The sequence below is a fragment of the Hydrogenophaga intermedia genome (assembly GCF_023715105.1).
In the GTDB taxonomy this organism is placed as follows: domain Bacteria; phylum Pseudomonadota; class Gammaproteobacteria; order Burkholderiales; family Burkholderiaceae_C; genus Hydrogenophaga; species Hydrogenophaga intermedia_A.
In genome coordinates, this window is record NZ_JAMBNO010000010.1 from 144,220 (window position 1) to 158,968 (window position 14,749).

16 protein-coding genes are annotated in these 14,749 nt (G+C 69.5%); 1 reads left to right on the forward strand and 15 read right to left on the reverse strand.

What is annotated here, in order from left to right:
• Nucleotides 1–50: 50 nt before the first annotated feature.
• Nucleotides 51–686, forward strand: coding sequence for an endonuclease III (gene nth, locus M3149_RS11350; protein WP_251709490.1), 636 nt, complete (start codon nt 51–53; stop codon nt 684–686).
• 12 nt (nt 687–698) lie between these two features.
• Here nth and M3149_RS11355 read toward each other — a convergent pair whose 3' ends face one another.
• The 15 genes from M3149_RS11355 to M3149_RS11425 are packed head-to-tail and all read right to left on the reverse strand — an operon-like array spanning nt 699 to nt 14,727.
• Entirely contained in the window at nt 699–1,253 is a 555-nt protein-coding gene (locus M3149_RS11355; protein ID WP_251709491.1) for a histidine phosphatase family protein, read from the reverse strand.
• Between the two features lie 18 nt (nt 1,254–1,271).
• On the reverse strand, nt 1,272–1,904 hold the full coding sequence (yfcF, locus tag M3149_RS11360) for a glutathione transferase (RefSeq protein WP_251709493.1): 633 nt from the start codon (nt 1,902–1,904) through the stop codon (nt 1,272–1,274).
• Nucleotides 1,905–1,935: 31 nt separating this feature from the next.
• On the reverse strand, nt 1,936–2,745 hold the full coding sequence (locus M3149_RS11365) for an adenosylcobinamide-GDP ribazoletransferase (RefSeq protein ID WP_251709494.1): 810 nt from the start codon (nt 2,743–2,745) through the stop codon (nt 1,936–1,938).
• Nucleotides 2,742–3,794: a nicotinate-nucleotide--dimethylbenzimidazole phosphoribosyltransferase gene (gene cobT, locus M3149_RS11370; RefSeq protein WP_251709496.1), complete on the reverse strand. Its 1,053-nt coding sequence runs from the start codon at nt 3,792–3,794 to the stop codon at nt 2,742–2,744. Before cobT ends, M3149_RS11365 begins: the two co-directional genes overlap by 4 nt.
• Complete coding sequence (locus M3149_RS11375) at nt 3,791–5,239, reverse strand: cobyric acid synthase (protein ID WP_251709498.1); 1,449 nt, start codon at nt 5,237–5,239, stop codon at nt 3,791–3,793. The genes cobT and M3149_RS11375 overlap by 4 nt, the downstream gene beginning before the upstream one ends.
• Before the next feature lie 5 nt (nt 5,240–5,244).
• A complete protein-coding gene (gene bioB / locus M3149_RS11380; RefSeq protein ID WP_251709499.1) occupies nt 5,245–6,270 on the reverse strand; it encodes a biotin synthase BioB in 1,026 nt (341 codons plus the stop codon).
• 7 nt (nt 6,271–6,277) lie between these two features.
• Nucleotides 6,278–7,336 carry an aminotransferase class I/II-fold pyridoxal phosphate-dependent enzyme gene (locus tag M3149_RS11385; RefSeq protein ID WP_251709501.1) on the reverse strand — a complete coding sequence of 353 codons (1,059 nt, stop codon included), beginning with the start codon at nt 7,334–7,336 and terminating at the stop codon, nt 6,278–6,280.
• Nucleotides 7,333–8,295 carry an adenosylcobinamide-phosphate synthase CbiB gene (gene cbiB / locus M3149_RS11390; RefSeq protein ID WP_251709503.1) on the reverse strand — a complete coding sequence of 321 codons (963 nt, stop codon included), beginning with the start codon at nt 8,293–8,295 and terminating at the stop codon, nt 7,333–7,335. The genes M3149_RS11385 and cbiB overlap by 4 nt, the downstream gene beginning before the upstream one ends.
• Complete coding sequence (gene cobO, locus M3149_RS11395) at nt 8,295–8,864, reverse strand: cob(I)yrinic acid a,c-diamide adenosyltransferase (RefSeq protein ID WP_251709505.1); 570 nt, start codon at nt 8,862–8,864, stop codon at nt 8,295–8,297. Before cobO ends, cbiB begins: the two co-directional genes overlap by 1 nt.
• 15 nt (nt 8,865–8,879) lie before the next feature.
• Nucleotides 8,880–9,641 carry an ABC transporter ATP-binding protein gene (locus tag M3149_RS11400; RefSeq protein ID WP_251709506.1) on the reverse strand — a complete coding sequence of 254 codons (762 nt, stop codon included), beginning with the start codon at nt 9,639–9,641 and terminating at the stop codon, nt 8,880–8,882.
• Nucleotides 9,638–10,642 carry a FecCD family ABC transporter permease gene (locus M3149_RS11405; protein WP_251709508.1) on the reverse strand — a complete coding sequence of 335 codons (1,005 nt, stop codon included), beginning with the start codon at nt 10,640–10,642 and terminating at the stop codon, nt 9,638–9,640. Before M3149_RS11405 ends, M3149_RS11400 begins: the two co-directional genes overlap by 4 nt.
• Nucleotides 10,639–11,523: an ABC transporter substrate-binding protein gene (locus M3149_RS11410; protein ID WP_251709510.1), complete on the reverse strand. Its 885-nt coding sequence runs from the start codon at nt 11,521–11,523 to the stop codon at nt 10,639–10,641. The genes M3149_RS11405 and M3149_RS11410 overlap by 4 nt, the downstream gene beginning before the upstream one ends.
• The gene (gene cobU, locus M3149_RS11415; RefSeq protein ID WP_251709511.1) at nt 11,520–12,086 is read right to left on the reverse strand and encodes a bifunctional adenosylcobinamide kinase/adenosylcobinamide-phosphate guanylyltransferase; all 567 of its coding nucleotides are present in this window, start codon (nt 12,084–12,086) and stop codon (nt 11,520–11,522) included. Before cobU ends, M3149_RS11410 begins: the two co-directional genes overlap by 4 nt.
• Nucleotides 12,079–12,873, reverse strand: a complete 795-nt coding sequence (locus M3149_RS11420) for an ABC transporter substrate-binding protein (protein WP_251709513.1) — start codon at nt 12,871–12,873, stop codon at nt 12,079–12,081. Before M3149_RS11420 ends, cobU begins: the two co-directional genes overlap by 8 nt.
• Nucleotides 12,874–12,909: 36 nt before the next feature.
• Entirely contained in the window at nt 12,910–14,727 is a 1,818-nt protein-coding gene (locus M3149_RS11425; protein WP_251709515.1) for a TonB-dependent receptor domain-containing protein, read from the reverse strand.
• Nucleotides 14,728–14,749: the final 22 nt, after the last annotated feature.

Below are 14,749 nucleotides of genomic sequence, written 5' to 3' on the forward strand. Positions count from 1 at the left end.
CGTGGCGCCGGGCCGACAGCGCCTGCCGCACCCCGCTAGACTGCGCGCCCATGAAGCGCGAGTACATCGAACCCTTCTTCGCCACCCTGGCTGCGGCCAACCCGCACCCGCAAAGCGAGCTCGAATACACCACCGTGTTCGAACTGCTGGCCGCCGTACTGCTTTCTGCACAGGCCACCGACGTGGGCGTGAACAAGGCGACGCGCAAGCTGTTTCCCGTGGCCAACACCCCGCAGGCCATCCTCGCCCTGGGCCTTGAGGGCCTGGAGGCGCACATCAAGACCATCGGCCTGTTCCGCAGCAAGGCCAAGCATCTGATGGAGACCTGCCGAATCCTCGTGGAACGCCACGGCGGCGAGGTGCCGCGCTCGCGCGAAGCCCTCGAAGCCCTGCCCGGCGTGGGCCGCAAGACGGCCAACGTGGTGCTCAACGTGGCCTTTGGCGAGCCCACGATGGCGGTCGACACGCACATCTTTCGCGTCGGCAACCGAACCGGGCTGGCGCCGGGCAAGACGCCGCTGGCGGTGGAACTGCAGCTCATGAAGCGCGTGCCAGCGGCTTACGCGGTGGACTCGCACCATTGGCTGATCCTGCTCGGGCGCTATGTGTGCCTGGCGCGCAAGCCCCAATGCCACCGCTGCAGCGTGGCCGCGTACTGCGATTTCAAGCCCAAGACGACGGGCTGAAGCCACGCAGCGTCAGAACACCAGCTCCATCCAGTCGCCCTGGGCCGGCGCCTCGCGCGGCCATTCGCTCGCCGACGCGATCTCGCGCGGGCCGTGAGCCTTGAGGTACTGTGCCGCGCGAATCACACCCGCATGGGTGACCCAGGCCGCCTCGCGCACCCCCGCGCCATGCAGCTCGACGATGAGCGAGGCCACGCGTTCGATGACCTGCTGGGTGCTTTCTTCGCCACCGAAGCGGTGCTGCGCGAAATCGGCCATCCAGGCATCGAAGGCAGAACGCGGCACAGCCGCCCAGGGCTGCATCTCCCAGCGGCCGAAATCCATCTCGTTGAGCCGGGTGTCCACGCGCGCTGCCCCCAGCTCGGGTCGCTCGCGTTGCAGGGCCGCAGCGAGCTGTTGCGCGCGCGTGAGGCCCGAGACCCACAGCGGCACGTGTCGCGGCAGCGCGCTGGCCACGCCGCGCGCGGCGCTCAGCGTGGCCTCGGCGTGTGCGGGTGCGTCGGTGATGCCGTAGCACAGGCCATCAGGCAAGGCCACGGCGGCGTGGCGGATCAACCAGAGCTTCATCTCAAAACGTCCTCGCCATCACAGCGGCGGGCGCTGCTGGCCCACCCATTGCTGCACGCTTGGCCGGTGCCAGTGATGCTCCGCATAGGCTGCGAGTCTTGGCGGCAATGCGTCACCGTGCAGCACCAGGCGATTGAGCATGAGCGCGAGGTCGACATCCGCGATGGACCACGGGCCGCACAAGTTCTGTGCGCCATCGGGCAGCAAGCCCATTGCTGCGTCGCACAGCTTTTGCGCAGCGGCCTGCGCGGCCGCTGACAGCGCAGGCATCTTCGCGCCGTAGAAGATGACTTCGGTCGGCCTCTCCACGCGAATGGCCAGCAGATCGCTGCGAAGCCAGGCCTGCACCTGACGCGCCCGTGCCTTGGCGCGCGCATCCGTGGGGTACAGCGCCACGCCCGGAAAAGCCTCATCGACGTATTCGGTGATCGCCGACGACTCCGACAAGGCGAAATCGCCATGAACCAACATGGGAACACGCTGGGTGATGGAGCGGGCTGCGAAGGCCGCTGTGCGGTTGTGTGCGGCCGCAAGGTCCACCGTCTGCAAATCGAATGGCACGCCCTTTTCGGTCAATGCAACGAAGACCGACATGGCATATGGGCTGGCGAACTGGGCGTCCACATGGAGGCAGAGTTCAGGGGCTTTCACATCAGGGTCCTCGAGAAAACTTCAGCGGCGCTCACTGGACGCCAAGCGCCAGAACAAAACCGAAGTAGAACAGCACTTCGCTCACCTGCTGTGTCGCGCCCAGGCCATCGCCCGTGAAGCCTTGCAGCCGGCGCATCAGCCAGCCGCGCATCCACAACGCGCCGAGCAAGGCGCCCAACACCGCGCCCCACCATGGGGCCCCCGGATAGAGCCACACCACGAGCAACATGGCCAAGCCAGCCCACAGCCCGCCCGCCAACAGCGCCGCGGTCGAGAGTTGATCGGCCAGCGGTTTGCTCTTCGAGCCATTCGCATCGCCCACATGGGCCATGGTGTAGATCAGCAGCAAGGGGGTGGCGCGCGAGATCACCTGCGCAGCAAACAGCACGAACACTGCACGCAGCGCGCCCGTCTGGGCCAGCAGCGCCAGCAGCCCTACCTTGCACAGCAGCGCCAGCACCAGCGCGATGGCGCCGAAGCTGCCGATGCGCGAGTCTTTCATGATCGTCAGCGCACGATCGCGATCCGCGCTGCCGCCGAGACCGTCGCACAAGTCGGCCAGGCCGTCCTCATGGAACGCCCCGGTGAGCAGCACGCCTGCGATGGTGGCGCCCATGGCCGCCACCCAAGGGCGCGCCGACACCGGCGGCAAGCACCACAGCAGCGCGAAGAACACGCCACTCATCAGGGCACCCACCAGCCAGCCCACGCCGGGGAAATGGGCGGCACTGGCGCGCAACATGGCCGGGCTGTAGCCCACCCAGTCGGCCAATCGACCGGTCACCGGCAAGCGCGTGAAGAACTGCACCGCGAGCAGGTAGTGGCGAACGAACTGGCTCATGGCCGCGCAGGCACCTCGCTGCCGGCGGTGGCCACGCCCGCACTCTCGAAGCTGGCCATTTCGTTGAGCACGGCGCAGGCGCTCACCAGCAGCGGCCAGGCGATCGCTGCGCCCGAGCCTTCGCCCAGGCGCAAGCCCAGGTCGAGCAGCGGCTCGGCCCGCAGGTGCGCCAGCATGAGCGCGTGGCCGCGTTCGCCGGAGCGATGTGCGAACACGCAGCGCTGCAGCACATGCGGCGCCAGCTTGCTGGCCACCAGCACGGCGCTGCTGGCGATGAAGCCGTCGACCACGATCACGCGCCGCTCGGCCGCGGCCTGCAGCACCGCACCCACCAGCGTGGCGATCTCGAACCCGCCGAAGGCCGCCAGTGCAGTCAGCGGATCGCGGGCATCCGCGTGGCGTTGCAGCACGGCCCGCAACACGCCGATCTTGCGCAACACCGCCTCGGCGTCGAGCCCGGTGCCGGCGCCCGTGACGTCGGCGACGTCGAAACCGCCCAGGCGGGCGAGCAGCAGCGACGCGGCCGAGGTGTTGCCGATCCCCATTTCGCCCAGCAGCAATGTATTGCCGGGCAGTTCGCGCACCACGGCCATGCCGTTGCCCATGGCCTGGTCGCGTTGGGCCGCGCTCATCGCTGGCCCGTCAAGGGCGTCGGCCGTGCCAGGTGCCACCTTGCACACGCGCAGGCCGGGGCGCGGCGCGAAGTCGTGGCGCACGCCGCAATCCACCACCGTGAGCGCCAGATCGTGCTGGCGAGCGAGCACGCTCACGGCCGCACCGCCGGCCAGGAAGTTCTCCACCATCTGCCAGGTGACGTCACTCGGATAGGCCGAGACACCCCGTGCGGCCAGGCCGTGGTCGGCGGCGCAGACCAGCATCTGGGGCTGCTGCAGGCGCGGCACAGGGGTGCCGAGGATGAGACCGATGCGCTGCGCCAGCCCCTCGATGCGACCGAGGGCACCCAACGGCTTGGTCTTGGCGTCGAGCAGGCCTTGCAGCGTGGTCGCCAGGACCGGATCGTGCAGGTCGCTGATGAGGGGTAGGTTCATGGGGCGATGAGCGCGTCCAGCGCGCCGGTGTCGAAGTGGGTGTGAATGGTGTCGGCAAGGCCGTCGAACACCGTCTCCAGCGTGGGCACCGTGGCGCCGAACAGCGCCTGCAGCACGCGCGGATCCTCGAACAGGCCGTGCAGGTACAGGCCGAGCACATTGCCCGCGTCGTTCTGCCAGGCCAGGCCCGGCATCGCCTCGCGTGCAACGGCCCCCGCAGCGAGCATCGCGGGGTGCGGCGCCGTCTGACCATGGTGGATCTCGTAGCCGCGTACCGACACGTTCGACAGCGCGGCCCAGGCGCCCGCGAGCGCACCGAAGCGCGCCTCGGTGCTGCGCACGGTCTTGTTGCGCGCGAAGGTGGTCACCAGCGGCAGCAGGCCCAGGCCGGGCGCGTTGCCGTCGATGCCTTCGGTGTCGATCAACGCCTCACCCAGCACCTGCAAGCCACCGCACACGCCGAGCACGCGGCCACCGCGCGCGGTGTGATCGGCCACCCAGGCATCCAGGCCCTGCTCGCGCAGCCAGGCCAGGTCGGCCGCAGTGGCCTTGCTGCCGGGCAGCACGATCACGTCCGGGTTGGCGGCGTCGGCCGGCGAGCGAACCCACTGCAGGCGCACGCCGGGCACGTTCTTGAGCGGCTGAAACTCGTCGAGGTTGCTGATGCGCGGCCACGCGACCACGGCGATCGTGGTGTGCACCGCGCCAGCGGCGTGGCTGCGGTCGTCGAAGACGCCGTCCTCCTCCGGCAGGCCATGGCGCCATTGCATCGGGATCACCCCGACCGTGGGCACGCCCGTGAGTTCCTGCAACTGTTGCGGCCCGGGCGCAAGCAAGGCCGCATCGCCGCGGAACTTGTTGAGCACGAAGCCGCGCAGGCGCGCACGGTCGACCTCCGGCAACAGCGCCCAGGTGCCATAGAGGTGGGCGAACGCGCCGCCGCGGTCGATGTCGGTGACCAGCAGGCAGCGCGCATTCGCCTCGCGCGCCACACGCAGGTTCACGATGTCGTTGGTCATGAGGTTGATCTCGGCCGGCGAGCCTGCACCCTCGATCACCACCACATCGTTCTCGGCGATCAGTTCGCGCAACGCCTGACGCACCACGGGCCAGGCGCGCTCGCCGCGCTCGCGCCAGGGCAAGGCGGTCAGCTCAGGGTCGACTTGCCCCATCAGCACGTACTGGCTGTGCGTGTCGGCCTCGGGTTTGAGCAGCACCGGGTTCATGCGCACCTCGGGCTGCGCGCGCGCGGCGAGTGCCTGGAAGTACTGCGCCGAACCGATCTCGCCGCCCTGCACCACCCGGGCGTTGTTGCTCATGTTCTGCGCCTTGAACGGCGCTACCTTGCGGCCCTGCCGCGCGTAGTGGCGGCACAGCGCGGTGGCCAGCCAGCTCTTGCCGGCGCCACTGCTCGTGCCGAGCACCATCACGCAGACCGCGGCCATGGTGATCAGCCCTGCCGTGGGCGCAGGCCGAGCTTGTGCAGCAGCGCCTGGTCGGCCGCCACGTCGGGGTTGCCGGTGGTGAGCAGCTTGTCGCCGTAGAAGATGCTGTTGGCCCCGGCCTGGAAGCACAGGGCCTGCACCGCTTCGCCCATCTGTTGGCGCCCGGCCGACAGGCGCACCTTCGCGCGCGGCATGGTGATGCGGGCCACCGCGATGGTGCGCACGAATTCGAAAGGATCGAGGTCGGGCTCATCGGCCAACGGCGTGCCCGCCACCTTCACCAGGTGGTTGATCGGCACCGACTCGGGGTAGTCGGGTTCGAGGTTGGCGAGCTGGGCGATCAACCCGGCGCGCTGGCGACGCGATTCGCCCATGCCCACGATGCCACCGCAGCAGACCTTCACGCCCGCGCCGCGCACGCGCTGCAGTGTGTCCAGTCGGTCCTGGTAGTCGCGGGTGGAGATGATGTCGCCGTAGAAGCCGGGGTCGCTGTCGAGGTTGTGGTTGTAGTAGTCCAGGCCGGCGTCGCGCAGTTGTTCGGCGTGGCCTTCGGCCAGCATGCCCAGCGTGGCGCAGGCTTCCAGCCCTTCGGCCTTCACGGCGCGTACCAGCTCGGCCACGGCCTCGACATCGCGGTCCTTGGGCGCGCGCCAGGCAGCACCCATGCAAAAACGCGTGGCGCCGGCCGCCTTGGCACGTTGCGCGGCCTCGCGCACCGCGTCCACGGCCATCAGCTTGCCGGCCTGAACGCCAGTGTCGAAGTGCACCGACTGCGGACAGTACGCGCAGTCCTCGGGGCAGCCGCCGGTCTTCACCGACAAGAGTGTCGCGAGTTCGATCTCACGCGGATCGTGGTGCTCGCGGTGCACCGCATGGGCGCGGTGCAGGAGCTCCGCAAAGGGCAGCTCGAACAAGGCCTCGATGGCTTCCATGGACCAACGCTCCTGGAGGCTGGTTGCGTTGGCGCGCGGCACCAGGCGCACGGGCTGTTCGAGCGGGATGTCGGGGTTGGGGGATGTGGTGATCGTCATGCGAAAATCAACTCCGTGGTGTGGCAATGTTGTTGTCATGGGCGGCCAAGGTTGTGACGCGCGCGGTGGCATTGTCGCCGCGCGCGACGTGCGTCCAGGCGGCATGAAGCGCGGCCTGGTCCGCGGGTGGACGCACACCCAGCCGCACATGCCCAGGCAGGCCGAACGAGGTGGTATCGCGCAGCTTCACGCCGTGTTCTAGGCGCAACCGCGGCAGGTGGGCAAGGTCTTGCGGCGCCACGCGCGCAACCAGGTAACTGGCGTCGCCGGGCAGCACCGTCCAGCCGAGTGACTGGCACAGTTCGATCTGCAGCGCTTTCCAATCGCGCAGGGTGCGCAGGCTGTCGCTTAGCCAGTGCTGCACGGGCGGCGTGGGCCAGGTCTTCAGCAGCGCCACGCCATGCGCTCCGATGGGCCAGGACGCAGCGAGCGCATCGAGCGCAGACACCGCGTCCATGGCGTCCACGGGGGCAATCGCGTAGGCGGCGCGCACCCCCGTCAGGCCGAGGGCCTTGTTGGGCGTCCACAGCTGCCACGCCCGCTCGCACACCTGCGCGCCGAAGCTGCTCCGTCCGCTCAGCCGCAGCGGTTCGTAGGCGAGGTCGAGCACGACATGGTTGGTGCCACTTGCCATCACCGCCTGCGCTGCGGGTTCGGCCGCACCCAGCGGGCTGCTGGGTTCACACAGCCAGGCGAGGTCAGCCCGCGACGGCTCGGCCACCCGCGCGAGGCGCCAGGCGGCAGCGCTGCGTGCGTAGTCGCCGTAGGCGTGACGGGGCAACCACACGCGCTGGCCGCCTTCGCGCGCCACCCAGGCGGTGAACCGCGCGATGAATTCGCTGGCGCTGGCGGCGAGCGCAATGCGCGAAGCGTCCACCGCATGAAATGCCGCGAGCGTCTGGCGCAGTGCGTCGTACGTGGGGTCGGGGTAGTGGCTGGCGTCAGCCGCGGTCACTGCGGCAAGTGCGGCCGGACACGGGCCGCAGGCGTTCGCGTTGGTGGAGAAGTCGTGCGCGGGTACCCCGAGCGCGTCCGCTCCGCCGTGCCATTGCGCGCTTTGGCTCATGGGAACAAATGCCCGTTCCATCGCGACCACAATGCCCAAAGTCCCGTCAGGCCAGCCAGACCGGCAAGCGTGAACACGCTGCGGGCGGCGACACGCAGCGCGCGGGCAGTGTCTGCGGCCACGGGGGCCCGGCCACCGCGATTGAGGCTGTAGACACCAGGCTTGTTCAAGCGCACGCCCAGCGTCAGCGCCATCGCCGCCATGGGCCAACCGCTGTTGGGTGAAGGCGTGAGTCGCGCCTCGCCAGCCAGCGTGGGCCAACGCCTGAGCGCACCAAGCAGCACAGCGGTGAGTCGGGCCGGCACCCACGACAAAACGTCGTCTGCGCGCGCGGCCCATTTGCCCGCCCAGGTCCAGTCGCGGCCGAGGCGCTCGCCACGGTAGCCCCACATGGCATCGGCGGTGTTGGCAAAACGGTAAAGCGCGGCGCCAGGCAGGCCGGCAACCACAAACCAGAACAGCGGCGCCACCACCGAGTCGTTGAGATTCTCGGCCAGTGACTCGATCGCGCTCTCCCGCACCTGCGTTGCGTCGAGGGCTGCCACGTCGCGGCTCACCAGCCAGCGCAGCCGCTCGCGCCCGGCCTCGAGCGATTCGCCCAGCGCGGCCTCCACAGCGGCCACTTCGCTGCGCAGCATCTGCCACGAGAGCATGGGCTTGAGCAGCACACCCAGCACCAGGGCCTGTGCCCACCAGGCCCACGTGGCCATGGCCCGGACCAGCAGCAGCGCCAAGCCAACGACCAGCATTGCGCCCAGACACCAGGCCAGCGCGCCCGCGATGAAAGCGCGCGCCGGCTGGAGCCTGCCAGCGCCAAAGCGCGGCGCAACGTGCGGGGCCATGGCATTCAGGTATCGCCCCATGGCCACCACCGGATGCCAACGCGCCGGCGGCTCGCCCAGCGCAGCATCGAGCGCGAGCGCAAGCAGCACGGCCAGTGCGGACACCGGTGCGTCCATCAATCCTCGATACCTCGCTGTGCCGGCACGCCCGCTTTGAAGTGGTGCTTGACCAACGCCATCTCCGTCACGGTGTCGGCGAGCTCGATCAACTCGTCGGGTGCGCCGCGTCCGGTGAGCGCCACGTGCACGTGCGACGGCCGCTCGCGCAGGCAGGTCAACACCGCGTCCAGCGGCACCCAGCCGTAGCGCAAGGGGTACATGATTTCGTCGAGCACCACGAGGAAGTGTTCACCGGCACGCAGCGTGGCCTCGGCCTTTGCCCAGCCCTCGCGCGCGAGCTGCGCCGAGTGATCCAGGTCACGGCTCTTCCAGCTGAAGCCATCGCCCAGGCCCTCGATCGCAATGCCGAGTTGCTCGAACACCCGGTGCTCGCCGAAGCGCGCCGAGGGCACCTTCATGAACTGGTAAATCTTCACCGGCTTGCCGCGGCCGTGTGCGCGCAGGGCCAGGCCGAAGGCCGCCGTGCTCTTGCCTTTGCCGTGGCCGGTGTGCACCAGCACCAAACCGCGGCGCTCGCCTTGCGGCTTGGGCGTATCGCGCGACACGGGCGGGGTCTCGATCTGCATGCGGTTCTCCTGTCTTCAGCGCGGCAATGCCACCCACTGGTCGCCCAGCGCGTGGATGGCGATGCGGTGGTCAAACACCGCTTCGAGCGCGCGGTGGGTGTCGGCGGCGTTGCACAGGCCCTGGTGCTGCACCCGGCCGTGGTTGACGATGAGCATTTCGTCGGCGTGCAACGCCACGCCGATCTCGTGCAGCACGCTCACCACCGTCTTGCCACGGGCCACGAGTTCGCGCACCAGCTGCATCCAATCGGCCTGGTGCGGCGGGTCGAGGTTGGCCAGCGGCTCGTCCATCAGCAGCACATCGGCATCCACCGCCAGCAGACGGGCCAACAGCACGCGCTGGCGTTCGCCGCCGGACAGTGCACCGAGCGCGCGCTCGCGCCAGTCCCAGGCCTGGGTGGCGCGCAGTGCCTGCTCCACCGCCGCGCGGTCGGCGGGTGATGGAGAGGCAAGCCAGGCCTGGTGTGGCAGACGGCCGAGCATGGCCACCTCCCACACACTGAGATCGTCGGCGCCGGACTCGCCCTGCCCGAGCCAGGCCAGGGTACGCGCGCGTTCGCGGCCGCGCCATTGCGCCAGCGGACGACCCAGCAGATTCACGGTGCCGCTGTGCGGCAGCAGACCGGCGAGTGTCTTGAGCAGCGTGGACTTGCCCGCGCCGTTGGGGCCGACGACGCTGGTCCAGCGCGCAGCGGGAAGTTGCAGATCAACGCCGTGCAGCACGGCGGTGCCGCCGAGCGACACGCCGATGGCATGGGCCTGCAGCGCGGCGCTCATCGGCCAGCCCCCGGTGCCCGGCGGCGGTGCATCAGCCACAGCAGGTAGCTGCCGCCCAGCACTGCGGTGAGTACGCCCACCGGCAACTCCTGCGGCGCGATCATCCAGCGCGCCAGCACGTCGGCCGCCATCAGCAACAGGCCGCCCATCATGGCGCTGAGCACCACCAGGCGGCCGTGTGTGGTCTTGACGATGGAACGCACCAGGTGCGGCGCGGCCAGGCCGACAAAGGCGATCAGGCCGGTTTGCGCCACCGCCGTACCGGTGGCCAGTGCCAGCACCGCCACCAGCACCGCACGCACCGCCTCCAGCGGCAGGCCCAGACTGAGCGCGGTGGCCTCGCCCAGGGCCAGGCCATCGAGCACGCGGCCCAGCGCAGCGGCCAGCAGCACGGCGAGCAGCAGCATCGCGGCCATCACGCCGCAGGCCGCCCACCCCACGAAACCGGTGCTGCCCAGCATGAAGCCCTGCATGGCCTGCAGCGTGTCGGGCTCGGCGATGGTGACCAGGTCGCGCGCGGCGCTGAGCACCACGCCGACGATCACACCCGCAAGCAGCAGGCGCAAGGTCTGCTGCACGCCGCGCGCCAGCGCGAGGGTGAGCACCACGCCCAGCACCGCCCCCAGAAAGGCCGCGCCCGTGAGGCCCAGGCGCACCAGCCATGTCGTGGCCAACGTGCTGGTGCCCAACAGCGCCAGCGCCAACGCCACCCCCAGCGCCGCGCCGGAGGCGCTGCCCAGCAGGTAGGGATCGGCCAGCGGATTGCGGAACAGTCCCTGCGCCACCGCGCCGGCCAACCCGAGCAAGCCACCCGCAAGCCAGGCACCCAGCGTGCGCGGCAGGCGGATCTCCCACAGGATCTGCCAGGCCACAGCGTCGTGCAGTGCGCCGAATACGCTGTCGAAGCCGGTGCTGCCGACACCCGCGCCGAGCAGCAACACCAGCGCAGCGGCCACCAGCAGCGCGGTGCCGAGCCAGAGGCTGCGTGTGCGGCCGTTCATGGCCCGGGCCCCTTCTCTTGAATGCAGCGCACCAACAAGCGAGCGGCCTCGGCCATGCGCGGGCCGGGGCGCACCAGCACATCGGACTCGTCGGCAGTGAACACGCAAACACGCTGCTCTCGCAGGGCGCGCATGCCTGCCCAGCCGGGGCGCTGCGCCATGCCCTGCACATTGCGCGCGCCGATCAGGATGAGATCGGGGTCGGCGCGCACCACATACTCGGGGTTGATGCGCGGAAACGGACCGAGTTCGGGCCCGACGATGTTCTGCACACCCAGGCGCGCCATGAGCTCGCCAATGAAGGACTGGGGCCCGGCCGCGTAGCCGCCATTGCTGACCTCGTAGTAAACGCGCAGCGGCCGGGCGCGCGTGGGCAGCGATTGCGCCGCCGCCGACACCCCGGTCTCGATGGCGCGCCAGAGACGATCGGCGTCGGGCACCTCAAGCACGGTGCCCAGCGTGGCCATCACGCGCCGCGCGCCAGCGCTGTTGCGCGGCTCCATGGCCATGACCTTGAGCCCGAAGCCCTCCAGCCGCTCCACGCCGCGTGAGGAGGTGGCCGCCAGCACCAGGTCGGGCTTGAGCGCAACGATGGCTTCCAGGTTGGGATCGATGCCGCCGCCGACCTTGGGCAGTGCCCGCACGCTTGCCGGGAAATTGGAGTAACGGTCCACACCCACCAGGCGGTGGCACTGGCCGAGTTCGCACACCGTCTCGGTGAGCGATGGCAGCAGCGAGACGATGCGCTGTGGCGAGGCCGGCAGCGTGACGGTGATGCCGCGGTCATCGGTGGCTCGGATCTCGCCCGCCTGGGCGGCCAACGAAACCAGCAGCCAGGCAGCCGTGCACAACCTTGGCAACAACCGGTGAAAGCGCTTCATGCCGGGGCCTTCACGCTCAGGGGCAGGCCCGCGGTCATCCACGTCACGCGCTCACATGCCGCGGCAACGGTCTGGTTCAGGCCGCCGAGTGCGTCCACAAAGGCGCGCGTCTCGCGGCCGAGGGGAATCACGCCCAGGCCGATCTCGTTGCTGACCAGCACCACCGGGCCGGCGGCCCGTTCGATGGCGCGGCGCAGGCCTGCCACGGGTTCAACGGAATCCCTCGGCGCACCGTCGGCGGGCATGAGCAGGTTGGTGAGCCACAGGGTGAGGCAATCGATCACCACCAGCGTGTTGGCAGCCGCGTGTGCGTGCACGGCGTCGGCCAGTGCGCGCGGTTCTTCGACGGTGCGCAGGCCGGGCACACGCCGGGCGCGCTCGCGCTGGTGGCGTGCGATGCGCTCGCGCATTTCCTCGTCCAGGGCCTGGCCGGTGGCGATCAGCACCGCGCGGTGCGTGGTGTCGGCCTCAAGCCACTGGCCCGCCAGCGCTTCGGCACGGCGCGACTTGCCGCTGCGCTGGCCGCCGAGGATGAGTTCGCTGCGGGCGATGCGCTCAGCCATGGCGCGCACTCCAGTTCATCACGATCCGGTGCAACTGCTCCACCCCATCGGTGAGCGCCGCCGGGCCGGGTTGCAGGATGTCGGCCGACTTGATTTCGTGCAGCTCGCCGTCGCGCACCGCGGGAACGCCCTGCCAGCCTTCACGCCCTGCCACACGCTCGGGTCGGAACTTCTTGCCGCACCACGAGCCGATCACGATGTCGGGCGCGCGCTCGACGATGCGCTGGGGCTCCCCGATGATGCGGTCCTTGCCCATCGGCATGGCGGCCAGTTCGGGAAAGCAGTCGTCGCCGCCGGCAATGCCGATCAACTCGGACACCCAGCGGATGCCGCTGATGCAGGGGTCGTCCCACTCCTCGAAGTACACGCGCGGGCGGCGCGGCAGCGTGCGCGCTGCCTGTTCGATTTCGGCAAGCCGCGCGCGGGTGCGGGCGATCCAGGCCAGCCCCGGCTCGGCCTGACCCACCATCGCCGCCACCTGGAACAGCATGTCGAAGATCTGCGCCACGCTGCGCTGGTTGAACACCGTGACCTGCACGCCGGCACGGATCAACGCCGCTGCGATGTCGGCCTGCAGGTCGGAGAAGCCGAACACGCAGTCGGGCTCGAGCGCCAGGATCTTGTCGATCTTCGCGCTCAGGAAGGCACTCACCTTCGGCTTCTCCTCGCGCGCACGGCGCGGGCGCACCGTGTAGCCGGAGATGCCGACGATGCGCGCCTCCTGCCCGAGCAAGTACAGCCACTCGGTGGTCTCTTCCGTGAGGCAGATGATGCGTTGCGGTCCCATGGGTGCGCGAGGTGGTTCAGCGGCCATCGTGCCGCACTAGCGAGGCGCCCAGCGCAAGGTGACGAACACGCCACGCCCGGGCTGGTTGTAGCCGCGAACCGTCTCGTACGCCTCGTCGGTCACGTTGCGCAATTGCGCCTGCACGGTCCAGTCTTTCGCGAGTTCGTGGTCGGCGTGCAGGTCGAGCGTGGTGTAGGCCTTCAGGGCAAACGCATTGGCGCTGTCGTCGAAGCGTTTGCCCACGTGCAACAGCGTGCCTCCGAACTTCCAGGCACCGACGGCGTAGTCGGCCCCGAGCATGCCCTGCACCTTGCTGCGGCGCGCCAGCTGCCGGCCGGTGAGCTCGTTGCGCGGGTCCATGGCTTCCCAGGATGCACGCAACAGCAGCTTGCCGATTCCGCCTTCATAGCCCAGCGTCCAGCCCTCGATGCGCGCGCGCGGCACGTTGGCTGGCAGTGGGCCCGAGGGGATGAAGCCGCGGATCTTGTTGTCGAACGCCACCAGCTTGAGGGTGTGGCCGGCCTGGCTCCAGCTCAGGCCGACGTCGGTGTTGCGGCCTTCCTCGGGTTGCAGCGTGGGCGTGCCGAAGCCGGGGAAATACAGCTGATTGAACGAGGGCGCGACGAAGCTCGTGCCGTGCGAGACGTGCACCCGCAGCGTGGGCGTCAGGCGGTGGCCGTAACCCGCAAAGCCGGTGCTGCTGTTGCCGAACTGCGAGTTGCGGTCGTTGCGCAGATTGAGCTGCCAGCTGTGCGGCCCCGCCTCGCCGTTGAGGCCGACGAAGGCGGAGTTGATGCTGCGCTGGCGCACGGCATAGGCCGTGGTGCCATCCACCTTCTGCTCCAGGCGCTCCAGCCCTGCCAGCACCACACCCAGCGGTGTGTCGATGTCGTTCTGCCACAGGAACTGGTCCTGTGTGGTGCGAAAGCGGCTGGGCAGGAAGGACGCGACGATGGAGCGGGAGTCGTCCAGGCTTTGCGCCACTTGCAACTGCGCCTTCCACCCCTCCCGCACCTTGCCATTGATGCCCGCGCGAGCGACCTGCGAGCGGAAGTCGTCGCGCGTGTCGCGACCGGGGCCGTCGTCGTAGTGGCTGGTGCCTTCGGAATACAGCAGGCCCAGGTCGAGCTTCCAGTCGCGCGCCAGCGCCACGCCGATCGAGCCATTGAGCGAGCGCTGCCGCAACGGGTCGCGGTCGGCGTTGAAGTTGCCGAACGGTACCGTCGGGTTGGTGGCCGAAAAGCCACGGTCATTGAGCGACGACACGTCCAGCGAATAGTTCACGCCTGCGTGGCCGCCGGCCAGGCCGGCGCCCGCTTGCGAAAAGCTTTCGCTGCCCAGCGTGACGAAGGCGCTCGGGTGAAAGCCCTCGCGGCCCTTGCGCGTGAAGATCTGCACCACACCGCCCACGCCGTCGCTGCCGTACAGCGATGAGCCCGGCCCCTTGAGGACCTCGATGCGCTCGATCGCGTCCAGCGGCAAGCTGCTCCACACCGGCGTGCCGGCCGTGGCAGAGCCATAGCGCACGCCGTCGATCAACAGGATGGTGTGGCGCGATTCGGTGCCGCGAATGAAGATGTTGCCGCTCTTGCCACGGCCGCCGTTGGTGGCCATCTGCACGCCCGCGGCGCGCACCAGCACTTCGGTCAGCGTCTGGCCAGCCATCTTTTCGATGTCGGTGCGCTCGATGACGGTGACGTCGCTCACCAGGCTATCCACCCGCGTGGGCGCGCGGCTGGCGGTGACGACGGTATCGGCGAGCGTGGGAACGGCACCCTGCGCAAAGGCGGGCGCTGTGGCAGACAGGCTCAGCAGGAGAGCGGCCTGGCGCCACGACGGGATACGGGTTTTCATGGACGAAACAAAGGACGAGAGC

Excerpts from the sequence above, each read along its gene's own strand:
- bioB (WP_251709499.1), bottom strand. The coding sequence starts at position 6,270 with ATGACGATCACCACATCCCCCAACCCCGACATCCCGCTCGAACAGCCC.
- M3149_RS11375 (WP_251709498.1), bottom strand. The coding sequence starts at position 5,239 with ATGGCCGCGGTCTGCGTGATGGTGCTCGGCACGAGCAGTGGCGCCGGC.
- M3149_RS11355 (WP_251709491.1), bottom strand. The coding sequence starts at position 1,253 with ATGAAGCTCTGGTTGATCCGCCACGCCGCCGTGGCCTTGCCTGATGGC.
- M3149_RS11420 (WP_251709513.1), bottom strand. The coding sequence starts at position 12,873 with ATGGGACCGCAACGCATCATCTGCCTCACGGAAGAGACCACCGAGTGG.
- cobU (WP_251709511.1), bottom strand. The coding sequence starts at position 12,086 with ATGGCTGAGCGCATCGCCCGCAGCGAACTCATCCTCGGCGGCCAGCGC.
- M3149_RS11410 (WP_251709510.1), bottom strand. The coding sequence starts at position 11,523 with ATGAAGCGCTTTCACCGGTTGTTGCCAAGGTTGTGCACGGCTGCCTGG.
- cobO (WP_251709505.1), bottom strand. The coding sequence starts at position 8,864 with ATGCAGATCGAGACCCCGCCCGTGTCGCGCGATACGCCCAAGCCGCAA.
- cobT (WP_251709496.1), bottom strand. The coding sequence starts at position 3,794 with ATGAACCTACCCCTCATCAGCGACCTGCACGATCCGGTCCTGGCGACC.
- nth (WP_251709490.1), top strand. The coding sequence starts at position 51 with ATGAAGCGCGAGTACATCGAACCCTTCTTCGCCACCCTGGCTGCGGCC.
- M3149_RS11385 (WP_251709501.1), bottom strand. The coding sequence starts at position 7,336 with ATGAGCCAAAGCGCGCAATGGCACGGCGGAGCGGACGCGCTCGGGGTA.
- M3149_RS11405 (WP_251709508.1), bottom strand. The coding sequence starts at position 10,642 with ATGAACGGCCGCACACGCAGCCTCTGGCTCGGCACCGCGCTGCTGGTG.
- M3149_RS11425 (WP_251709515.1), bottom strand. The coding sequence starts at position 14,727 with ATGAAAACCCGTATCCCGTCGTGGCGCCAGGCCGCTCTCCTGCTGAGC.
- M3149_RS11365 (WP_251709494.1), bottom strand. The coding sequence starts at position 2,745 with ATGAGCCAGTTCGTTCGCCACTACCTGCTCGCGGTGCAGTTCTTCACG.
- M3149_RS11400 (WP_251709506.1), bottom strand. The coding sequence starts at position 9,641 with ATGAGCGCCGCGCTGCAGGCCCATGCCATCGGCGTGTCGCTCGGCGGC.
- cbiB (WP_251709503.1), bottom strand. The coding sequence starts at position 8,295 with ATGGACGCACCGGTGTCCGCACTGGCCGTGCTGCTTGCGCTCGCGCTC.